Below are 21,120 nucleotides of genomic sequence, written 5' to 3'. Positions count from 1 at the left end.
GCGGTGCCGGTCCACGAAGGCGTACATCACTTCAGCCGGCGGTCGAGCTCCGCCTGGGCGAAAAACGCGCTGGCCAGCTTGAGGATCTCGTTGGCACGGCGCAACTCGCGCACTTCGCGTTCGAGTTCCTTGACGCGCTTGGCCTCGGCGGTGGTCACGCCTTCGCGCTGACCTGTGTCACGTTCGTGCTGGCGCACCCAGTTCAGCAGCGTCTGCGCTGTGCAGCCGATCTTGCCGGCGATCGATACGACCGCCGCCCACTGCGATTCGTGCTCCCCTCGGTGCTCGAACACCATGCGCACCGCACGCTCGCGAATCTCCGGCGAAAACTTCACTGACTTCCTCATGATGGCTCCATCTTCTCAAACGAGGGAGCCTCCGCGAAAACCGGGGCGGTTCAGCCTGGCACGCGGTCATTCACTGGTCGCGCCAGGATGTGCTGGACTACATCCGGCAGCGAGGCGCCGTGCTGCATGAGGCCTATCGCATCTATGGCAGCAGCCCATCATGTGCTTTCTGCGTCCTGGCGTCTCGTGGCGATCTGCAGGCGGCGGCTCGCTGCGAGGACAACGCAGCGATCTACCGCGAGCTGGTCGGGCTGGAGGTCCGCAGCACCTTTTCGTTCCAGGGCGGGCAATGGCTGGCAGACGTGGCGCCTGGCCTGCTCGATGCCCCCTTGCGAGCCAAGGTGGAGGAGGCCAAGGAACGAGCCGCGCGGCGGCAGGCGGCCGAGATGGAGATTCCCGCGCACTTGCTCTACGAGGCGGGATGGCCGGTATGCATGCCGACTGCCTCCGAAGCGCGGCATCTCGCATCGGTGCGCCGACGTGTCGCAGAGGCAGCGGGCATCTCGGCCGACTGCCTCGACGGCGATGCCGTCACTGCGCGCTATGCCGCACTGATGTCGCAGCGCGAGCAGCGCCGGGCAGCTTGAGGGCTTCAGTTCAGGTGCTGATGAACCAGCCGCCGGAACTCGGGTCGCAGCGAGGCATCGGGATCGGCCAACAGCGCATTTCGCCGTCCGTTGTGCCAGCGCAGCTCGCCCTGCTGTCCGTCGAGCGCCAGGACGGCGCCGTCGAACACTCGCAGCGTGGGCGTCCCTTCATTGACGGGGTGCAGCAGCGTCACCCAGTTGGGCTCGATCCAGAGCCAGCGGCGTTCGCCGCGCGGCATGTCCGGGTGCGCCAACTCGATCTCGGCCAGACTGCCCTGGGCGGAATCGAATAGCTGGAGCATGGCGAAGTGGACGGGCATGGCAACGGAAGACTGCGAAGCGATGACCGTATTGTCCCCGCCACCGTTTCGAGCTCGCCTGGCTGCCCTGCATCGTGATCGAAGAACGCTGCTGCGGCCGCCTGGTGCGGGGCTACGGGATTGCCGCTTGAACAGGTTGATCCTGGCCCGCAACAGAAGTCCATGAACTGGCGAACTCGATACGCGCAATGCGGTCCACAACGGCCGTCCGGCTGCGGCCGCGCAGAGCGGGCTGGCGGTGGCGATGCCCCGGGCACTCACCGTGCTTCCTCCCGGGGCGGTGCCCTTGAGGTGTTCGGATGCAGTGCGACGCTGTGCGCATGCTCAGCGACGACGAAAAGGCCCGGATGCAGACCTGCCTGCGCACCTTGCGCGAAGCCATGCCGGGCTTCGCCAGCCGCCGTGCGCAGCTGGTGATGATGGCCGAGGTGGCACATGTCCTCGGCACGCTGAGCGACGGCAGGGAGGGACTGGCCGAGGCCACCCAGCGCATCGCGGTCATCGAGGCCGGCACGGGCACCGGCAAGACCTTGGGCTACCTGCTGCCGTCCATCGTGCTGGCGCGCTCGCGCGGACTGTGCGTGGTCGTGTCCTCGTCCACCGTCGCGCTGCAGGAACAACTCATGGCCAAAGACCTGCCGGCCCTGCAGCGGCACCTGCCAGTGAACTTCACGAGCGCGCTGGCGAAGGGGCGGCGGCGCTACGTCTGCCCGGCCAAGCTGCTGCGCCTGGATGCTCAGCATCCCGTCGCTGCTCTGGGGGGCGAGGTCTCGACCAGCGCGGCTCGACCGCCGGCGAGCCAGCCGGTCCGGCTGGAAGGCAGGCTTGCACAGGCCTTCGCACGCGGCACCTGGACGGGCGACCGCGACGACTGGCACGACCCGATCCCCGAAGGACTCTGGCACCGCCTCAGCACCGACCGCGATGGCTGCCTGGGGGCGCGCTGCGAGGAGTTCGGGCGCTGCCCGTTCCAGGCTGCGCGGCAACGCGTCAAGGAAGCTGACGTGGTCGTTGCCAACCATGACCTGCTGCTGGCCGCCCTGGACATGGAGCCCGGTGCCCTGTTGCCAGACCCGGCCCAGACGCTGTTCGTGCTCGACGAGGCCCATGGCCTGCCCGCCAGGGCGGCGGCGCGCGGCGCCTCGCGCCACGCGGTGCTGGGCGCCTTGCGCTGGATCGAGGAGGCCTCGGTGGTGGCGGATCAGGCCGGTCAGAACTTGCGGCTGGATGCGGCCTTGGCGGCGGCGGCCGACGAGCACGGCCAGCGTCTGTGCGGCGCACTGGAGGGGCTGCACGCGGCCTTGTCCAGGCACTGCGCGGCGGGCGAGCAGGGCCAGGTCCACCGCTTTGTCCACGGCGCGCTGCCGCCCGATGTCGCCGACACAGGCGGCCGCATACACGGCGCGGCGCTCGGACTGCGGGAGGCGCTGGGTGCCCTGCGCGCTGCCGTGCTCGAACGGGCGCGCGAGGATGCGGTGGCCGCCCAGCCGCATGTCGCTGCGCTCGGGGCGTGTCTGGGCAGCGCCGAGCACCTGGCCGCCACCTGGGAGCGCATGCTGCAACCCCTCTCGGACAGGGACCTGCCGGTCGCCCGCTGGATCGAGCGCGGCGGCAAGGAGGGCAGGGCGGGCCGGACGACAGAGTTCCACGTGTGCGCGGCGCCGATCGGCGGCGGCGAACGCCTGCGTGGTGGTCGCCGACGCCGAGATGGAGCGCCACGCCAAGCCCTGCGCCAGCCGCTTCGGCTGCTGGGCCTGCACGGCGGTGCGCGAGGACCGCTCGCTGCGCCAGATGATCGAGGGCGAGCCGCAGCGCTATGGATAGCCGCGAAGGATGTCCTGGGCCTTCGCTTTCGCTGCACGAAGCTGGGTGCGGTCCAGCTCGGGCAGAACGAGCGCTTCGTCGCCGTCGACGTACAGTGGCCCGCCGAAGTCGCTGTCGTAGAACTCGCCATCGTTCGATCCGCCGTCGTGTCGGGCCGCCAGTGTGGAAAGGGTCAGATCCTCACCGCGCGCCAGCGCCACGTACTGCCAGATCCAGGCGCGCACCGGATCGCCTTCGGCGAGGGCACGCTCCGCAGCGTCCCGTAGCCAGTGCCTGCTGGCGCGGGGAGCCATGCGTTCTTGCGCCCAGGGGTCGCCGAGATCGGCGAGGTCTTCCAATGCCCGGCGAGAACCCGCTTCGGCCGCCCGGCGCAGCCACCGGGTGCGGGCTTCGAGGCTCGTTGCCACCCGTGCCATCTGCTCGGGGTCGACGTCGCCGTCCAGACGTTCGGCCAACGCGATGAACTCCGGGCGCTCGAAGACCGTCCCGTACTCCAGCGCGGCGGCGCGCACACCGGCTTCGGCGGCAGCCTTCAAGTGCGCCTCGTAGCGCACGTATCGGGGCGCCAGCAGCAGGTATTGCTCGACCCAGCCGCGTTCGCTGGCGGTGAGCTGGCGTCCCTTCAGCGACTCCTCGTAGAGGTAGGGATTGGGCTTGCTGCAACGGAACAAGGCAGCCAGTACCTGGTGTGCGTGCGGGTCCTTCGTCGCGGCCTGCTCCAGGCTCTCCAGGAGAAGCCCCGAAGCCAGGAACTGTTCGCGGGGGAGGGTGCTCGCGTTCTCGGATAGGCGGGGAGCATCGTCCCAGTCCTGCAGGTCTTCATCCGCATCGCCGTCCTCTTCGTGCTCACCGGGTGCCCCGGACCGCGTGGCCATGGGCAGCAGCGGGGCCAGGGCTGCCCAGCGGACCAGGCCCAACTGCTTGTCGGCGATGAACTCGCCCAGGGCGCCAGCCATGGCCAGTGCCTCGGCTTGGCCGTACTGCAGTTGCAGCGCGCGGCCGGCGATCTGCGGCCCGGCGGAGGCCTGCGGGGCCTGACCGACGCCGTGGTCGGCCAGCAGCGCGTCCGTGGTCAGTGCGGCCCAGGTCCCGTAGCCGAACGCCGCGGCCAGCAGTTCGTGAACGTGGCTGTGGCGGATGTCGCAGCCCGCGCGGGCTTGCAGGGATTGGTGCGCGGCGCGCGCCAGTGCTTTGAACATCATGCGTCTTCCTTTCGGTTCACCTCGCCGCGTCGGGGCAGACGCACGCGTTTAAGTCCCCGACGACGAGGCCCGGAAGGGAGATCGATGACGATGGAAAGAAGAGCCTGTTTCTACTCGCGTGCAAGTACGGCGGGCGCCTTGCACGCGATTCTAGTCACCTACATGAACAGTCGATAGGGGTAGCTGTGTGCGGGCAGGCTTGGCACATTCGAGATGGTGCGCGACAGTCGTTGCGAGTACATGATCGTCACTGGCAGGGGGTCGTACAGCGCATCGTTGTTCCAGTCCATCTTGGCCAGCGCCATGGCTTCGGAAGCCAGGAGCTCGAAGGGGCCGCGCCCCATGTGACGGCGAAGAACAATGGGCTTCGGGATGCTTTTGCCACCCTGGAAATAGTCCCTGCCGCCGACAGCCGACGGTGCATTACCGGCGAGCCAGAGGAGCGCCGCGTTGCCCGAGGTCATGACCAGGGTGCCGCGTGGAACAGGGAAGCGTGCTGGCTGGATACTGGGTTGCTTGCCTGGCGACTCGACCATCCAGACGCCTCGCCATGCCGAACTGGAGCCGATCTCGATGCACTCGACTTCCGGGATCGACTGCGTCGCGTCCTGAACTCCCTTGAGTTCGCTTTCGGTGAAGGAAGTGGTCTTGTGGATCACAAGGCGACGCGGGACGCGGCCCGCATGTCCTTCGAGGTAGAGCCGGACGCTGCGCGTGAGGACCGCCCGCATGTCAGCTTGCGACAGAAAGGGATTGCGCCGTGCCTCGGCTTCGTCGGCAATCGCATCGTTCGCCTCGAACGCGATGAACTGCATGCCGCCTCCTTCCATGTCGAAGACCTGCGAGCAGCAGGTCACATAGTGGGCTGCGTCCGAAGATCGACGGATGGCATAGGCCAGCCCGATGTAGGCGGTGTCCTCGGGAATGCCTTCGATCGGCGCCAGCTTCCAGGGCGTCCCGCCGGCTTTGGCATACAACGCCACGGACAGGCGCCACGCGCGTGCGCCCCAGTTGCCGAATTTCAGCGATTTGTCGTTGATGACCTGGGTCGGGATGCCCAATTGCGCCCCCAGTGCTTTGAGTTCGTCATGCGCATCGAACTCCTTGGTCCGAAGATGCGGAAGCCACCGGTCGGGGAAGTACACCAGTGCCACGTCAAATTGGGCGCGCACCGCCTCTAGGCGCCTGAGTGCGTGATGGAGCGCTGCGCGTACCCGCTCGCTGACCGTGTCGCCCTGACCGAGGTCGTACAGTTCCTCGGGCCAAACGACATGGGCCTGCTTGTCGGCACTGAGCAAGTCCACCCCGAACAGGTTTTCGAATCCCGGATAGGCCTGTGCGTAGCTGTTGTTGTCTGTGTTGCGCTGGGGGCCACGCAGGCTCTCGCGCATGTCGCGCACCAGCGCAGCGCCCGACCTGGGCCCCACATACGCGACACGTAGGTCCTGGCTGTAATGCCGGTACGATGCCTGGTCGAACGCGCCGAACCGCGACAGCCCCAGCAGCGGGTGCCTGTGGCGGGCCTTGGGGTCACCAGACGCGAAGGCCAACTCGGGTTCCTCCAGCAGCGTGAAGGCAGGCAAGCTGATCGGGAGTGGCTTCTCGACACTCATCGCTGCCCCCGCTGCACATGAAAGAAGTCGTGGTCGTGCGCGGGCCTGCTGCGCGCGGTCTTGGCGCCTAGCTCGAACATCGCATCGACACCTGTCTCCTGGGCCAAGCCGTAGGCGCTGCGCCGGGGACCTTGGGCATGTGTCAGCAACTCCACCCAGGCGTCCAGGATCGCGGACCAGCGGTGGTTGTACTTCTGCACCCAGCGCTCCCTGCGCCAATCCTCGGCCTTGCGCCATTCGGCGGTCGCTTGTGGGGGATCGGCATCAGGTGCGCGGTGGTCGAGGTCAATGAAGGTCGATGGTTCAAACACGGCCCACCAGCGCTCATCGGCCTGCTCCAGGCGGATGGACAGGCCTTCGGAGTACTTGCCGGAAGTGCCTGGGACCGGGCCGGTCAACTCGGACCCATACGCAGTCTTCAGGCGTGACAACAGGTCTCGCCTGGCCTGGGCCAGTTCCCTGGGGAGTTCGCTGTTCGGACGTGACACCGACAGGCTGTGGCCACGGCCATGCAACCGAGCGAACAGCGGTAGGTCCCTGCAGAGCGCGCGAACGAGTGCGTCGTAGATCACGCCTTTCGCCCAGGAGTCCTTGGCGACGTCCAGCGCGACCTCGCCGGCCAACTTTGCTCCGAAGGGAGCCAGCGCCTTTTCCAGCAGCGCGTCGGGTCCGAATGCGGCCAGAACGCCGGGGCCCCCCGCCTGCCCAACGGTGGCTCTCACACCGGCTTGCTTGAGCAGGGCGCGAACGTCGGCGATGCCCGCGTTCGAGTTCAGGCTGATCTTTCGGGCGGACTTCGGCATCTCGATCAGCGGCATGGCCGAAAGCCTGAGCACCGGCGCCTTCAAGACCGCCTGCCGCTGCAGCGGTACCTGCGCTATAGCGGCGGTGCTGCGGTCGCCGAACACATGGGTGACCAGGGGGGCGGGCAGGTCCGTGACGTCTGCGATGTCCCCGCATAGCTCATCGAACGTGGTGCCCCTGACCAGATGCACATCCACCTGTGCCAGTTCGGCTTGTTCAAGGAGTTCCCGGACCGCAGGGAGCAAGCTGTCGGCGTCACGGCACAGCCAGTAGATGCCTTTGGGATAGCGAACTGGGGATCGAAGGACGGCGCTCAAGGCCTGCATGACGGAATCATCGCGTCCGCTGTAGCCGACAACGATGAGTCCGAACCGCTGCAGCGATTGAGTCAACACGAGGCGCAACTGGGCGTCCTGCAGCGCCAGCTCCTGATCGGTATTCTTGAGCTCGACAGATTGGTAGTCGCCGTGCAGCTTCACGATCAGTGGCCACTCGCTCTCGCGCAGGCAGGTTTCGGCGCGGGCCGCATTGTCGATCGCAGCGAGGGTCGGCGTACCGCGTTCGCTGGCAGGGAGTAGCTGCGATGCAATGGTGGCAGCGCTTTCGATGAGCGAGTCGAAATTCGTCGTGAATACGCAGGGGGTCTTCCGTGCTCCCAGGAGTGAGCCCAGCACCTTGTGGCCGAGCGACGGGCTTCCCTTGCTGACCTGGTTCCTGATGAAAAGTCGACGATCCTCAGGCGTGGGATACAGGGCCTCGAACGCCCGGCTGTATTCCGAGGGATCTCCCTTGGGCGGGAGAACCCCCTTCCTCTCATGGTGCAGGTCGATGCGCGATTGCCAAACAGGGTCCGCCGGGTCGATCTCGCGCAGGCTGATGCCGGTCTCCGAAGCGAAAAGGCGCGTGCGGAACTCCTGGATCATCTGATAGCCCGTCGGTATGCCAGCCGTGGCTGAAGCTCCGGCACCGAGCATCCAAGCAAAGCCCAAAGGGTTCAGAGCAAAACGCTCTGCAAAAGCCCTGCCACTGATTTCCTTCATCCTGGATTCCTCTTCATCGCTTCTTCTTGCTTATTTGTAACGTATCACAAGCCCAGTCTGGCCCAGGCGTGTCCAACCGAGGGCATGACCGGGGCGACGACACGCGGCGGCGCGGACGGGGTGTTCTCCCCTCGGCGAAGAGTGGGTTGCCGATGTCTTCGCTCAGACTTCCAGCGGGCCAGTAGTCTTTGAAGTGCAGCTGTCACAACAGCATTGGGACCAATACAGGCTACGCACGCATCGGTACGCGGTTTCGGGCGCGCGGTGCATGTGGCTTGTCAGGGATACGCACTTCAACGCGTTCGCCAAGGCTCGCATCCGGCATTTGATGGCACAAGGACTGACGCTTCAGCAGGCCATGAACAGGGGGATGCTGGACATGCCGGCGTTTCCGCTCGTGGAGATCGCGCATTGGACCAAGGATCCCGACAGCGTGCGGGCGGCCGTCTTCCCCTCGCAACGAGGCGCTATGACGCATCGAGTGCGGCTCGAGCACTTTGCGGCCGGTGCTGCGCTCGGATATGTGGGATTTGGCCTCGATGGATTCGGACACGAGAACTGGCATTGGACCGTTCGCTGCCCTCGCTGTCGTCCGCGTCCTTCACTCCAACGAACTAAGCGAATGCGCTGGTGTGCGGCCGGTGGTTCACCGAGTTGCTTGGCAAGGCATCTGACTCAGGCGGGTCACGGTATTCCCAGCAGCCGTTTCGCCATCCCGTGGCCGGTGGCATATGCCATGTTGATGGGGGCGAACTCGGCTTGAATGTCCGGGTGGAGCACATTGCGTGCCGGCGCGAGGGTGTAGTCCTGCACGTTGGACGACAGGAACACGATGGGAGCGGTCAGACCTCGCTGCCGCAGTTCCGCGGCTGCCTCGACATAGGTTTCAAGAACAACACAGTCTGCCAGCGAATCCTTGCCTTTGCGGGCCGGAGCGCGCGCATGCATGACGCGGGAATAGGCCCGCATTGGAACGTCCTGCGATTGCGGTGCGGCTACTGAAGCCGCGATCCAGCGATGAAGCGCGGCCGTCGCACTGGCCACATGGGCGTCCCAGTGGCGAAGGTCCGTTCGAACAGGCGACGAGAAGGCACTGACCAAGCCGTCCACGCGCTCGATGTGGCCGCGCAGTTTGTCCAGGCCACGGTCCGCTTCGTCGACAATCTCCTGCAAATGCGTGCCGAACTCCTGCCGCACCTGATCGGCGAGAAGGCCCACTAGCGCGGTGCCGGATTCCATGGCCTGCAGCAGCGCCAACGCTGCGGTGGCGTTGTGGGGCAGGGATGTGTCGCGAGACGGGTCGCGGATGATGTCGAGCAGACTGCAGGTGTCGATGCAGACCACCGGCAACCCGGCCTGCGCAATCCGGTCGGCCTCGTGGGGCGGCAAGGCCATCAAGCCGTCTCTTCGAAACGGGCCAGGAGCGCGCGGGAACGCTCGTACTCGATAGCCAGATCACTGGCCTGATCCTCAGGCCAGCCCTCGGACTCGATGAGCCAGCGGTGGAGCAAATCGGAGTCGAGTTTGCTGCGTTCCGTGTGGGTCTGGATGACAAAGTCAAACCAGCGCTGACGGTCGTAGGGGTGTGAAGCTCCAGTGGACTTGTTGGCCAGCGCGTTGAAGCGGTGCAGCGCATCTGCGGCGGCCTCGGACAGCTTGTCTTCGATCTGGATCGTGTTCCCGGACAGTTCGACCACGAATCCGGCTGGGTTCGCCGCCGGCCGCGCAATCTGCTCGGCGAAATCTTCGAGGATCGTGTTGTAGGCCTGGTGGCTCAGTTCGCTGCGTTGCAGCGGCACGATATTCGTGACTTCCAGTCCATCGGGCCGCGCAAAGAGGACCAGTCCGGCCGATTCGTAGCCCGGCGACGCGGCACGCTCGAACGCCATGGGCCGCCCCTCGGCGGATGGAAGGTGTACCCGCTCCTCACGTTCTGGCGCGTGTCGCCAGGGCGCCGTTGCATGGTCGATCAAAGCCTGGCGCAAGCGCGCGATGGCGTCGGCAGGACCGCGCAGCCGCAAGTCGCGGAATACGCTCAGGGGCTTGGAGGTTGAGGCCATAGCCACATTCTGCATGACCCCTGGAGCCAGGAGCCGCATCGGCATTCAGCGGTGCGCCTTGCCGGGGGTTGAACCAGAGAGGCGAGGCGGGAGGATGACTGCAATTCACCCGATGCAGCCAGGAGGCACCGTGACCCCATCCATGCAGCCGACCCTGCCGATCCGTCTGATCGTCCAGGGCAAGAACCCCCGCGAATACTTCGATCCTGACGAGATGGCCGAACTGGAGGAGGGCATCCGCGCGGTCGGTGTCCTAGAGCCCATCGTCGTGCGGCCGATCCCGGGCACCGAGCTATTCGAGATCATTGCCGGTGAGCGCCGTTGGCGGGCGGCCAAGAACGTCTTCGGTGATGACTACGACATGCCCGTGGTCATCAAGGACGCCAGCGACGAGACGGCCGAGGCCATGTCGGTGATCGAGAACTACCACCGCGCCGCCATGTCGCCGGCCGAGGAGGCCCGCGCCGCGCAGCGGCAGTTGATGCGCCAGCGCGGCGACAAGGAAGAAACCGCGCGCCTCATGGGCTGGTCGCCCGAAGTGCTGGAACGGCGGCTGGCGCTGATGGCTTGCACGCCCGCCGTGCTCAAGGCACTGACGACGCGCAGCATCCAGCTCGGCCATGCCGAACTGCTCTCGGGGATCCCACCGGAGAAGCAGGGCAGCGTGCTGGCGGGCGTGCTGGCGCAGAAGGTGCCGGTGGCCGTGCTCAAGTCACAACTCGGCCGCTACGCACGGCGGCTGAGCGACGCGATCTTCGACACGGCGCAGTGCAGCCGCTGCGCGCACAACTCGGCGCGGCAGGCGGGCCTCTTTACGGAATCCCTGGGCGAGGGCTACTGCCAGCATCCGAGCCACTTCGAGGAACTGACGCTGCAAGCCGTGCAGGCCCGCGCCGATGCACTGCGCGACGAGTACCCCGTGATCCGCATCGTGAACGTGTCAGACGGCTTCACGCCGCTGCCGCTCACTGCCGAGGGCGACCTGGGGGTCGGCGCACCGCAGTACACATCGTGCCAGGGGTGCCAGTCCTTCGGATGCACCGTGTCGGCGATGCCCGGTAGCTACGGCGAGGTCAGCCGGTCCCTGTGTTTCGATGCCGCGTGCAACAGCCAGAAGGTCGCTCTGTGGCGCAAGGCGCAGCGCGATGCGCAGGCGGCGGTGACCGAGGCGGCAGGCAAGGGCGCGACAAAGCCCACGGCGAAGGGTACGGGCAAGGCGGGCCAGAAAGCCAAGGCTAGGCACAAGGCCGCAGCAGCATCGGCCCCCGCGAACCAGACGCCGCAGCGCGTGGTCGCGCATCGCTTGACCGAGTGGCGCAAATGGCTGGCCAAGGCCCTGATGGCGCAGCCGCAGCGCAGCCAGCGCGTGCTCATCGCCCTGGTATTGGCCGGGCGTGGCGCCGACCTGCGCGAGGCACAGTTCCGCAATGCCTTCGAGCGGATCGCGGGCCAGACCGCACCAGCCGCGTTCGGTGTGCGGGGTGGGCTCCAACGCGCCGATGCGGCGCCCGAGGCCCAACTGGATCGCTTGCTGCAAGCCGCCACGGCATCCGCTGCCTTTGGCGTCAACACCAGCGACCTGGAACTGCTGCTGAACTACGCCGAGGTCGATGAAGGCCGGTACTTCCAGTGGGACAAGGAGTTCCTCGACCTGTTCACGATGAGCGAACTGGAGAGCCTTGCGGCGGAAGTGGGGCTGAAGAAGGCCATGGGTGCGGGCTTCAAGGCGGCGCGCGCCAGCAAGAAGCAGGAGTTCATTACGGCGCTGCTCAAGGTGCCGGGCTTCAGCTACCAGGGGACGGTGCCCGCCGTGATGCGCTACCCGCGACAGCCGATCCTGGCTGATGGCCTCGAGGGAGAAGTGGATGAGGGGGAAGGTTCCGAGGTCACCGACCGCACATTCGACAGGCAACCAGAGCCGGCCATGGCCTGACCACGAAGCGGCCCCTGGACAGCAGGGGGGGCGGTCCTAGCATGGTCTGGACGGCCCCCCTACGGGGCCACGTCCCCACATTCCCCCAAGGAGCATGACATGACAATGTTCGAAGAACTGTTCGCGCTGGCTTGCAGCGCCACGCTCACCATGACCGTGAGCGCCGACGAGAAATCCGGCCGCCTGACGGTCAACGTGATCCCCAAGCCGAAGCCCGACGCGGGCGAGCCCGCGCTGGCCCAGCCCCTGAGCCTGACGGCCACGCCGCAGGAGTTCGATGCGGGCTTCATCGACGCGCTGCGCGGCTACCGCGAGGTCCGCTCCAGCCTCGCGCAGCAGGCCGAAGCCACGATGGAAGTGATCGAGGCCGCGAAGGCGGCTTCGGTGAAGAAGGCCAGCGATGCCACCACGAACGCAGCTAGGGCGGTGGCCAAGCCCGCCCCCGCGAAGCAAGTGCAAGCCACCGCCCCGGCGAGCACGGCCAGCGCGGCGGTCCAGGCACAGGATGCAGCGGATGACGATGCGCAGGATGCACAGGCCCCCGCGATGGCAGGCGCAGAAGCCGGTGGCGGCGGCGAGTCCTACGACCTGTTCGGCTGACCGGCCCGTGACGCTCTTGACGTCCGCGCCCCCGGCGAGAGACTGGTCGCAAGACCACCGCCGTGGTGGCCACCATCCCCAAGGAGCTTCTTGCCATGTCGATCGAGGTCACCCCCATCGTGCGCACCTTCACCTACAACGGCATCCTGTTGCCGGACGTGCCCGGCCTGTCGCCGCGCGAGGTGCGCGATCTGTACAGCGCCCAATACCCCGAACTGGTCAGCGCGGAAGTCGAGGCCGGTGAAGTCGCCAACGGACGCCAGGATTTCACGTTCCGCAAGGCCGTGGGCACCAAGGGCGCAGGCATCGAGGCGCCAGACGCTCAAGCCGGTCCCCGCCTCGCGGCCCTGCTGGAGCGCGTGCAGGCCAGCGAATCCGGCAGCTCCAGCGACACGTCTAAGCTCTCCCGCGCCCTGTCGCAGCGCGCCGTGCAAGCCCGCTCGGCGGCCTGGAGCCGCTTCGCGCACCGCACGCTGGAGCAGCACCGCCATGATGCCGCCGCCCAACGGACCCACGCCACCAGCGACATGCTCGCCCCGCTGCCATGAGGTTCGCGCCAGCCTGCATGCCGGTCCTCGCGCTGCCCAGCCTGGGCGCGGGCGTGCTGCTGACGGTCGCATCGAGTTCCCAATCCGGTGCCAACGCGGCCCTGTGCCGCTTCCTGGTCGAAGCTGGGGTGGTCCGCGAGCACGACCTGCCCGACAACGAAGCCGACCCGCTGAAGGCCTGCCAGCGCGCCATCGACGCCTGGATCAAGCGGCAGGTCGGGCCGCTCCACTGCCTGGAGCCGCGCTTCGCGGTCAGCGTGCTCGACGAGCACGGCAACTACCCGGCCATGCGCGACGGGCGGCAGACGCCGTACGCCCAACTCGACGTGTACTGGTGCGAGTACCGGGAGGCCGAGTGGGCGGTGGGCCAGCGCCTGGAGGCGCTTAACGCCGCCATGCCGAACCTGGGTTCCACCGTCCTGCAGGTGCTGCGCGAGCAGAGCCGCTACGTGTACCCGCTGTTCACCCCGGACATTGCCGACGACGTGGCGTCCTATGTGTACTGGCAGGGAGAAATGGATGAGGAAGCGGCGCTGGACATGATGTGCGAGGACGGCGACGCGGCCGACCGCGAAGGCATGCGCGAAGAAATGGTCACCCGCCGCATGCTGGACGAGGCCTACCCCGAGTGGGCCCGGCGCTGGTTGCACCGCCCCGGGAAGGGCGAGCGCCGGCGCAAGGGCGCTCCGGCATGGCGACCTTGCAGCCTGCGCCAAGCTGTCAAGACGCTCGCCGACCGGCATCTGCGCCAGATCGCCGTCGATGCGTTGGCGTTGTCCCAGCTGACGCTCACCGACGACTTCAAGCCCGACATCGAGGGCGAGTACATCGGGTTCGGCGCGGTGCTGTCCTGGGGCGAGGGTGATGTCACCACACGCATCTACGACGACCTGCTGCAGATGGCACATCAGGCCGAGTTCTGCGACCGCATGGGCGAAGTGATGATCCCGCTCAACGATCCCGGCGCGCTCGGCGTGTGGTTCCACCACATGGGCCAGCGCTTCGAGGCCATCGGCCTGATCGACCGCTTGATCCACGGGCTGTCCGCTGGAGACTGATCGCAGGAGGTCATCAAAGATGAACGAAGCGGAATTCTCCATTCAGACGCCCACGGACAACGTGCTGACGCTGGACCAGGCTGTGCTGCTGTACCACGGACGCTCGGGCGGGGCGCTCGCCACCGTGCATGAGGTCATGACCGTGGACGGCGCACCCGTGATCGGCGCGGGCCGCGCCATGACTGCTCAGGCGGCGCGCGAACTGGCCTCGGCCTTGCTCCAGCGCGCCGCCCACGGCGGCTTCCTGCCCGAGACGGTGCTGTACTTGCATGGCGATGTGCTGCTCTGGTGGGTGCCCCCTGCACGGCGCCACATCGCCTTCCGCGTAGGCGACGACCATGCCGAGTCCTTCGGTGGCACGGAGCGCGGCGACGCCGTGCCCTTGCCCGGACTCGTTTTCGCGGCCTCCAGCCGCGCATGGCGGGTGTGGGCGGTCAAGGGCAGCCGCCGCCCGACACCGAAGACGCCTCTGTTCCAGGCCCCGTTTTTCAACGTTGATGCCCACGGCCACATCTGCCAAGGCAACGTGCCGGTGCCCGAAGGCACCACGGTGGAGAAGATCGGTGCCTGGAACGACGCCTTCCTGCGCTCCTATTTCACGCATCCCAACGTGGCGGGCAAGCTGCTTCGCTACCGGGGCGGCTCCTACGCCTTCTGGCGCGACATGCTGGACCAGCGCTTCGCACGCTTCCCCGAGCGGGTGCTGGTCGATGGCAAGACCACGCTGGGCCACCTGCTCGGTGAGCCGGAGGACGCATGATGGACCCGAGGGACCAAGCCCTGCTCGCAACCTGCCCAGTAGTGGCCGCGCCGCGCTTCGGCGCGCTGTCCGACATGCCCAACGGCCAGCGCATCGTCGTGGCCCGCAACGGCTGGTTCGTGCAGACCCGGCTCGACTGGCTCGACAGCATCACCGCCCTGGGACCGGAGCCGCCCACGATGCGCCTGCCCTACGGGGAGGTGCAAGAACGCCTACGGTTCAGCTTCGGGCCACTGCCCATCCGCATGATCGAGGACTTCGTAGCCTATGGGCGGGCGCACCTGCCCGATGAAGTCGCCGGGGTGCTGATCTATGCACGCAGCACCGGGCGGCTGCGCCTGGCGATCTGCGAGGCCGAGCGCGCCTCGCCCATCCACATCGACTACCGCCGACCCCCGATGGCCGGCGACGAGACGGTGGCGGTGGACCTGCACACGCACGGACATGGGCCTGCTTTCTGGTCGGCCGACGACGACCGGGACGACCAAGGCATCAAGGTCGCCGGGGTGTTCGGGCTGCTGGACCAGCGCGTGCCGATGGCGTGCTTCCGGCTGGTGATCAACGGCCTCTACAAACCGTTGGAGCGCCACCCCTGGCAAGCGACGCAGGCACATGCGCTCAGGTCGGAAGATGAGGGACCCAGTGCCATGCGCGACGGCTGGATGTGGCGCGTGATGCGCCGCTGGCAGCGCGGTTGATGCCCCAGCGCTTCGCGAGAGACTGGTCGCAGAACACATTGGAACTGGAGGCGCTGGTGGAACACCTGATTCATCCCAAACTGCTGGAGCGCCGCGTGGCGGTGCATCTGGTCGGCGTGGGCGGCAATGGCGCACAGATGGCGGCCTGTCTCGCCCGCCTGGACATTGCGATGCGCGCGCTCGGCCATCCCTATGGGCTGCACGTCACCGCCTTCGACGCGGACCGCGTGAACGAGGCCAATGTCGGGCGGCAGTTGTACAGCGCGGTCGACATCGGCCGGCACAAGGCCCTGGTGACCATCCACCGCCTGAACCAGTTCTACGGCTTGGACTGGGCAGCCTATCCGACCCGCTACGAGGACCATGTGAACGGCCAACGCTACTCGGCGGGCGCGGACCTGCTGATCAGTTGCGTGGACAGCCGCTCGGCGCGGGGCATGCTCCATCGCATCGCGTGGCGCGATAGCAGCCGCTATTGGTACTGGCTGGACCTCGGTAACACCGAGGCCACGGCGCAGGTGGTGCTGGGCGAGCCCGAAGGTGATTCGGCTTCGGAACCGGGTTCGGCAGGGCCACGCCTGCCATGCGTGACCGAACTGTTCCCAGAGCTGCTCGACAACGCCATCCCCGAGGACAACCTGCCGTCCTGCTCGGTGCGCATGTCACTGGCCTCGCAGGGACTGTTCGTCAACGACGTGGCGGTGCGTTTTGCCGCGCAGCTTCTCTATGAGCTGTTCTCGAAAGGGCGGTTGTCCGCGCATGGTGTCGTGGTCAATCTGGAGTCCAAGCGCAGCGGTCCCATCGAGGTCGATCCGCGCACCTGGGCGCGGTTCGGCTTTCGGCATCAGGAGAAGGAATCCGAAGCGCAGGAGTCCGAAACCCTCGACGAGGCATGAAGCGAATGGGCATCAAGCAATGGAATGTGCGCGTGATGCGCAAAGGTAGAGCCATCCACATTGGGCAGGTGGCCGAGTCCACCGAGGCAATGGCGCGGTGCGCGGCACTCTCGCGCTACGGCTTGTCCGAGGACGAAGTGGAAGCGGGTGGGGTTGGTCCCCGTGGTGCGGCCATCTATCCCGATGAGGAGTTCGAGGTGTCCGTGGCGACCTGAGCACACTGCGAAGGGGAGTGGGTGCATTCCACGGCGTGCTATAGACTCGCGCTGCGGCATGGGCGGCCGGTCCTTGCCGATCATGGGGTTCTTTCCAATTCCACACGCATCTACGACTTTCATGGCCCGCAACAAACTGACGCTCAAGGAAATCGACGCGGAGATCGCAAAGCTGCAACAGCAGGCGAACGAGATTCGTGAATCCGAGAAGGCTGGCGTCATTGCCCGCATGAAGGATGCCGTTGCCTACTATGGCATCACGGCGTCGGACTTAGGCCTCGGCTCTGGCGCTCGCACGGGAACAAAGGCAGTCAAGGCAGATACGGTCGCCGAGACGGCAGGGAAGACGAAGCGCGGAGCCGGGCGTATCAAGTTCAAGGATGGCGCCGGCAATTCGTGGTCAGGCTTCGGCCCCAAGCCCAAGTGGTTCACCGAGGCGCTGGCCAGCGGCAAGACTGCTGACGAACTGCGGGCTGCCTGATCGGGCATCTTGGCTTCGTCGCGCACCAGCATCGGCAACGCTCATGTGCTGCGGTTGCTGATCGCTGGTCGCGGGAGCATGGCTCCGATGTAGGCGGTCGAGGCTCTCATCCTCGAATGTCCGGCTCGCTCGGCCACGGCCAGCCGCGCTGCCCGATCTAGCTCGGGTGCCACTGGACCGCCGCCTCGCACGGGCGAAGGCACGCCCGTCACGTTCTCATAGAGATCATTGAAATTGCCGTGGCGCAACCCGTGGCCCGTGGTGCCCGCTAGCCGCTTGGTGATACCGAACTTCTCCAGGGCATAGTCGAGCCGGCGCAGGTTGCGCTTCAGGCTCAGCGCCGGATCGCCCATATGCGCGTCGCGGCTCGTGACCAGCGAGCGTGCCAGCGCCACCGCCGCGCGCTGCTGTTCAGTTGCCAACGCGACCCAGCGCACACGGCCACCCTTGCCCTTGGTCCACACATACTCATCCGCTTTGCGCTGCTCGGCCGGCAGGCCGGTTTGCTCGAAGGGCACCACGTGCTCGAACGGACGGAACATCACCGATTCCTTGCGCCGTAGCGCCAAAACATCCCCCAGACGCATCGACGCTGCGATCCGCGCGTCGTATTGCGTCACCTGGGCGAGGACGGTTTCCACGTCGATCCCATGCGCGCTCCAGCTCTTGTCGTGTTGGGCGTACTCGTGCCGCTGGTATTCCTCCAGACTCAGGCCGTAGCGCGCAGGCGGGAGCACGAGACCAGGCTTGTTCATCCAGGACGCGAGCCCGCGCAGGAAGCTCATGTAGGTCTGGATCGTGGCAGGCGCCAGCAGTTCGCGCTTCCACACCTGCACCATGGCGTGCAGGTGCTTCTGCCCCAGGTTGCGCGGGTCCGGCACGGTGTGAAACCCTGCCTTGAGCTTGAGGTCCAGGAAGAAGCGCCGCAGGAAGCGGGCGCGCTCGGCGCGGGTCTTGTGCGAGACGGTTTTCTCGCGTGCCGTGTGCCGGGTGTTGAACAGGCTGATCAGGGTCTCCAGCACACGTATCGGATCGGCATGGCCGGGCCGTAGGCGGGCGAGGATTTCCTGGGGCGATTTGGTTGCCCAGGCCTGGGGGCGCGGTTGATCCATGCCGCGGATGCGCCCCGGGCTCACGGGATCGGCGGGCCGGCGTGAAGGTGTCGTCGTCATCATGTTCTCCAAGTGAAGCGAACGGTGCGCCGCCCGAACGGCGCACCGGCAGGAATCCGGGAAGGCCGGCCCCGGCGATGGATTCCGTCATCCGCTGGGGCGGGTGGTCAGGCATTCGCGGCAGCGCGCGCGACCACAGCGCGTGCCGCCGACCCAGGGGTTGCGCCAGCCACATGCGTGTGCAGGGGGCCAACTCGGTCGGTCTTAAAAATGAAAACGTGTGATCCGGCTCCGTCCGTGCATTTCTGCAACCACGGAGGCTGTTGACGCGCCACCGCCTCAAGGGCGGGCAGCTGCGTCGGCGCCGAGATCGGGTCTCGCGCCTACTGGTGGATCAATCCTGGAATTCGCAGCGCCATCTGCGCGCATGGGTCCGCCCCTGACCGAAAGTCCAGGGCGGTGTCGAGCATTTGAGCGGGGACCAGCGTGGAGCCCATGAGGGCAAGCACAACCGCTGGCGGCGTGGAACACGCGTGCTCAGGTGATGGCGTGATCGGGACCCGGCATCGGGTGCCGCGTCAGTCAATCGTCGGCTTTGACGCGCTTCAGAGAGCGCCCAGCGACAGGGCTGGCGAAGGTCGAAGGCACATGCACTACGAAAGAGAACCTCGGGGCGGTCGCCTCGGGGGGCGACAGCCACCCCGGCTCAGGGCCGGGGCTGCAAGGGCAGGTAACGACTGCGACGCCTTTTGCTCCGCGACGGAGCGGGCCAAGGACGGCCCTCGGGAGTCAGTAGTGGATGACGAGAGGGGCTTGCAGGTCAACCAGGGTATGGCAATGCGACGGCATGAAACGGGGGGTGCCGGTGGCGCTTGCCGGCACGGGATGGCGTGATAGGGGCGATTTAGTGTCCCGCATGGTCGCCGAGCGAGGCTGCACGCGGTCTTGACAGGGAAAAGCTCTGCCTCTGGTCCCGGACGGGGTGCTCGAACCTCGGATCCGGGTCGCACGCCGCGAAACCTTGTCGCACACCAGCGGGGTTGACGCGGACCACTCCAGCGTGAGTCTGGTGACACCCAGGCAATGCGCATCCGAAGTGGCCGTTGGCGGCTGTCAATGGAATGCCACTGGACAGCATCTCCAGTGGTCCTCCATTGATGGCCGATGCCGAAATGGCGCCGATTCGGTGCGGATTGCGGGTGGCGCGGTCGTGTCGGCTTGCCGATGCTGACCGTCATTTCTCTTCGACAGGAGCATCCCAATGGAAATGATCGTCCGAGCGGTAGATGTCGGGTCCGGCAACACCAAATTCATCACCGGCATCGCGGGCGCCGAGATTCGCTGCAGCAGCTTCCCATCCGTGGCTTACCCCTCAAGCGGCGAGTCAACCCACTGGCCGGCCAGCGAGCGGCGCAAGACCGTCTGCATCCCGGTGGGGCCGCTGTTCTACGAAGTCGGGCCCGATGTGAGCCTGGCCGCGGATACCTTCCGCGCCAAGCAACTGCACGACGACTACACCGACACACCCGAGTACATGGCGCTGTTGCGCGGTGCACTGAGCTTCATGAAGGTGCCGCACATCGACCTGCTGATCGTCGGTCTGCCGGTGGCGCTATTCACACTCAAGAAGGCAGCGCTCGAGAAGGCGATGGCTGGTAGCCATTCGGTGGGCGGCGGCAAGACGGTGACCGTAGGCAAGGCGCTGGCCATCGCGCAACCGCAGGGCGCGCTGGTTCACTACGCGGCTGAGCACGAGAAGATGGCGACCATAGGCAACGAGCAGAGCCTCGTGGTCGACCCCGGCTCCCGTACCTTCGACTGGCTGGTCACACGCGGGATGCGCCTGGTGCAGAAGCAGTCGAGCTCGATCAACCGCGGCATGTCCGATGTGCTGCGGCTGCTCGCGGCCGAGATCTCGAAGGACGTCGGCACGCCGTACCGCGACTACGACGCGATCGACCTGGCTCTACGCACAGGCAAAGCGCCGGTCATTTTCCAGAAGCCCTATGACATGAAGAAGCACCTGCCATTGGCCGAGAGCGTCGCGCAGCAGGCGGTCTCGACCATGCGCCAGTGGATCGAGACGCCGGAAAGCATCCAGAACATCATTCTGGTGGGTGGAGGCGCGTTTCTGTTCAAGAAGGCTGTGAAGGCCGCTTTCCCGAAGCACCGCATCCACGAGGTCAAGGAGCCGATGTTTGCGAACGTTCGTGGTTTTCAACTCGCTGGGCTCAACTACGCCACCAGCGCGATGGCCGTTGGGCGCGATCGTGGTCAGGGAGAGGTCGCATGAACGAGCTCACGCGGGACAAGGCCAAGGCAGTCCGGCTCGTGTTTGAGTTGGAGCGGGCGGAAAACCCAAGGCTGTACGACGAACTGATGCGGTTCCCGCAAGGGGTCAAGCGGGTCAACCGTCTGCGCGTCCTGGCGTACGACGGGCTCCTCGCGCAGCACGGGGTCTTCTCTTTCGCGGCGGCGGTGCCCGTGACCGCGCCGGCCCGTGAAGATGCGGTGCCAAGGGCTGCCACGGTGACCAATGAGGTCTTCGGTCCTGGGCTGGCTGAGTGAGGCGGGCATGGCCAAGCAAAGACTTCGCCCGTGCGACGAGGTGAGCGCCAAAGAGCTGGCGGAGATGGGCTTCTGCGAAATGCGGGTGCTGCTCGAGCACCTGCACGGGGAGCACGTCACGCTCGAGCAGCGTGTCGCCAGGACGCGGGGCCAGGTAGCCCATCAGTCGTACTACGAGCAGGGAATGGCGTCCTCTTCGGATCGGCGATGCTTCGTGGCTACTTTCGTGTTCGGGCCGGATGCATCGGAGACGCAGGTGCTTCGCGCCTACCGCGATGAGGTGCTCCTGCGCCGCTGTTGGGGCCGGTGGGCCGTGGCGACGTACTACTGGAGCGCGCCGGCGGTGTCGCGTGTCTTGGAGCGCTCGCCCGCGACAGCGGCAGGCCTGCGCAGGCTGTTGCGCGTCGCGGTGTCGTGGTGCCAAAGGACGCTCAACAGAAGGAGAAGGGGCTAG

20 protein-coding genes, 2 pseudogenes and 1 other annotated feature are annotated in these 21,120 nt (G+C 66.6%); of the genes and pseudogenes, 14 read left to right on the top strand and 8 right to left on the bottom strand.

Translation table 11 applies throughout. From position 1 onward, the window contains the following. Nucleotides 1-69, bottom strand: a sequence feature (AL1L pseudoknot). This feature is flagged as partial in the annotation. Further along, a pseudogene (locus Q392_RS10155) lies at nucleotides 1-347 on the bottom strand (transposase); the annotation flags it as partial. (Overlaps the previous feature by 69 nt.) Nucleotides 348-436: 89 nt before the next feature. On the opposite strand from Q392_RS10155, the gene Q392_RS10150 reads away from it, so the two are divergent. Further along, nucleotides 437-934, top strand: coding sequence for a hypothetical protein (locus Q392_RS10150; RefSeq protein WP_084216978.1), 498 nt, complete (start codon nucleotides 437-439; stop codon nucleotides 932-934). Nucleotides 935-939: 5 nt separating this feature from the next. On the opposite strand, the gene Q392_RS10145 is transcribed toward Q392_RS10150, so the two are convergent. From Q392_RS10145 to Q392_RS10125, 4 genes are all read right to left on the bottom strand, one after another. Then, nucleotides 940-1,254: a hypothetical protein gene (locus Q392_RS10145; protein WP_038205799.1), complete on the bottom strand. Its 315-nt coding sequence runs from the start codon at nucleotides 1,252-1,254 to the stop codon at nucleotides 940-942. Between the two features lie 1,814 nt (nucleotides 1,255-3,068). After that, nucleotides 3,069-4,280 carry a hypothetical protein gene (locus Q392_RS10135; protein ID WP_038205794.1) on the bottom strand — a complete coding sequence of 404 codons (1,212 nt, stop codon included), beginning with the start codon at nucleotides 4,278-4,280 and terminating at the stop codon, nucleotides 3,069-3,071. Between the two features lie 158 nt (nucleotides 4,281-4,438). Then, nucleotides 4,439-5,893 (bottom strand): argonaute/piwi family protein, encoded by a 1,455-nt coding sequence (locus Q392_RS10130; protein ID WP_038205792.1) that lies wholly within the window; start codon nucleotides 5,891-5,893, stop codon nucleotides 4,439-4,441. Beyond that, nucleotides 5,890-7,737, bottom strand: coding sequence for an SIR2 family protein (locus Q392_RS10125; protein ID WP_038205789.1), 1,848 nt, complete (start codon nucleotides 7,735-7,737; stop codon nucleotides 5,890-5,892). The genes Q392_RS10130 and Q392_RS10125 overlap by 4 nt, the downstream gene beginning before the upstream one ends. Before the next feature lie 160 nt (nucleotides 7,738-7,897). Here Q392_RS10125 and Q392_RS34285 point away from each other — a divergent pair. Continuing rightward, nucleotides 7,898-8,500, top strand: a pseudogene (locus Q392_RS34285) (hypothetical protein); the annotation flags it as partial. Here Q392_RS34285 and Q392_RS10120 read toward each other — a convergent pair. Both Q392_RS10120 and Q392_RS10115 read right to left on the bottom strand, forming a co-directional pair. Then, the gene (locus Q392_RS10120) at nucleotides 8,422-9,132 is read right to left on the bottom strand and encodes a PIN domain-containing protein (RefSeq protein ID WP_038205786.1); all 711 of its coding nucleotides are present in this window, start codon (nucleotides 9,130-9,132) and stop codon (nucleotides 8,422-8,424) included. The pseudogene Q392_RS34285 and the gene Q392_RS10120 sit on opposite strands and share 79 nt — an antisense overlap. Beyond that, nucleotides 9,132-9,797 carry a hypothetical protein gene (locus Q392_RS10115; protein ID WP_211260222.1) on the bottom strand — a complete coding sequence of 222 codons (666 nt, stop codon included), beginning with the start codon at nucleotides 9,795-9,797 and terminating at the stop codon, nucleotides 9,132-9,134. Before Q392_RS10115 ends, Q392_RS10120 begins: the two co-directional genes overlap by 1 nt. Before the next feature lie 142 nt (nucleotides 9,798-9,939). Between Q392_RS10115 and Q392_RS10110 the strand changes: the two genes are divergently transcribed. From Q392_RS10110 to Q392_RS10070, 9 genes are all read left to right on the top strand, one after another. Next, nucleotides 9,940-11,730 (top strand): PRTRC system ParB family protein, encoded by a 1,791-nt coding sequence (locus Q392_RS10110; RefSeq protein ID WP_038205782.1) that lies wholly within the window; start codon nucleotides 9,940-9,942, stop codon nucleotides 11,728-11,730. A 99-nt stretch (nucleotides 11,731-11,829) separates the two neighbouring features. Next, nucleotides 11,830-12,330 (top strand): PRTRC system protein E, encoded by a 501-nt coding sequence (locus Q392_RS10105; RefSeq protein ID WP_038205779.1) that lies wholly within the window; start codon nucleotides 11,830-11,832, stop codon nucleotides 12,328-12,330. Between the two features lie 95 nt (nucleotides 12,331-12,425). Then, a complete protein-coding gene (locus Q392_RS10100; RefSeq protein ID WP_038205776.1) occupies nucleotides 12,426-12,878 on the top strand; it encodes a PRTRC system protein C in 453 nt (150 codons plus the stop codon). Then, on the top strand, nucleotides 12,875-13,936 hold the full coding sequence (locus Q392_RS10095; protein WP_245610686.1) for a PRTRC system protein F: 1,062 nt from the start codon (nucleotides 12,875-12,877) through the stop codon (nucleotides 13,934-13,936). The genes Q392_RS10100 and Q392_RS10095 overlap by 4 nt, the downstream gene beginning before the upstream one ends. A gap of 19 nt (nucleotides 13,937-13,955) precedes the next feature. Further along, a complete protein-coding gene (locus Q392_RS10090; RefSeq protein ID WP_038205772.1) occupies nucleotides 13,956-14,696 on the top strand; it encodes a PRTRC system protein B in 741 nt (246 codons plus the stop codon). Further along, nucleotides 14,696-15,394 (top strand): PRTRC system protein A, encoded by a 699-nt coding sequence (locus Q392_RS10085; RefSeq protein WP_038205770.1) that lies wholly within the window; start codon nucleotides 14,696-14,698, stop codon nucleotides 15,392-15,394. Before Q392_RS10090 ends, Q392_RS10085 begins: the two co-directional genes overlap by 1 nt. Beyond that, nucleotides 15,394-16,290, top strand: a complete 897-nt coding sequence (locus tag Q392_RS10080; RefSeq protein WP_245610685.1) for a PRTRC system ThiF family protein — start codon at nucleotides 15,394-15,396, stop codon at nucleotides 16,288-16,290. The genes Q392_RS10085 and Q392_RS10080 overlap by 1 nt, the downstream gene beginning before the upstream one ends. Before the next feature lie 5 nt (nucleotides 16,291-16,295). Beyond that, complete coding sequence (locus tag Q392_RS10075) at nucleotides 16,296-16,505, top strand: hypothetical protein (RefSeq protein ID WP_038205767.1); 210 nt, start codon at nucleotides 16,296-16,298, stop codon at nucleotides 16,503-16,505. A 121-nt stretch (nucleotides 16,506-16,626) separates the two neighbouring features. Further along, nucleotides 16,627-16,986 carry an H-NS histone family protein gene (locus tag Q392_RS10070; protein WP_038205764.1) on the top strand — a complete coding sequence of 120 codons (360 nt, stop codon included), beginning with the start codon at nucleotides 16,627-16,629 and terminating at the stop codon, nucleotides 16,984-16,986. 41 nt (nucleotides 16,987-17,027) lie between these two features. Here Q392_RS10070 and Q392_RS10065 read toward each other — a convergent pair whose 3' ends face one another. Beyond that, nucleotides 17,028-18,158, bottom strand: a complete 1,131-nt coding sequence (locus Q392_RS10065) for a phage integrase N-terminal domain-containing protein (protein ID WP_245610684.1) — start codon at nucleotides 18,156-18,158, stop codon at nucleotides 17,028-17,030. Nucleotides 18,159-19,359: 1,201 nt separating this feature from the next. On the opposite strand from Q392_RS10065, the gene Q392_RS10060 reads away from it, so the two are divergent. Genes Q392_RS10060 through Q392_RS10050 form a run of 3 tightly spaced genes read left to right on the top strand, consistent with a single transcriptional unit; the run spans nucleotide 19,360 to nucleotide 21,120 of the window. Then, the gene (locus tag Q392_RS10060) at nucleotides 19,360-20,391 is read left to right on the top strand and encodes a PRTRC system protein D (RefSeq protein WP_038205761.1); all 1,032 of its coding nucleotides are present in this window, start codon (nucleotides 19,360-19,362) and stop codon (nucleotides 20,389-20,391) included. Continuing rightward, nucleotides 20,388-20,666 (top strand): hypothetical protein, encoded by a 279-nt coding sequence (locus tag Q392_RS10055; protein WP_038205758.1) that lies wholly within the window; start codon nucleotides 20,388-20,390, stop codon nucleotides 20,664-20,666. The genes Q392_RS10060 and Q392_RS10055 overlap by 4 nt, the downstream gene beginning before the upstream one ends. A 7-nt stretch (nucleotides 20,667-20,673) precedes the next feature. After that, the gene (locus Q392_RS10050) at nucleotides 20,674-21,120 is read left to right on the top strand and encodes a CFI-box-CTERM domain-containing protein (RefSeq protein ID WP_038205755.1); all 447 of its coding nucleotides are present in this window, start codon (nucleotides 20,674-20,676) and stop codon (nucleotides 21,118-21,120) included.

Source organism: Xenophilus azovorans DSM 13620, assembly GCF_000745855.1.
GTDB classification, from domain to species: domain Bacteria; phylum Pseudomonadota; class Gammaproteobacteria; order Burkholderiales; family Burkholderiaceae_C; genus Xenophilus; species Xenophilus azovorans.
This window is presented reverse-complemented; position numbering and strand designations above follow the sequence as displayed.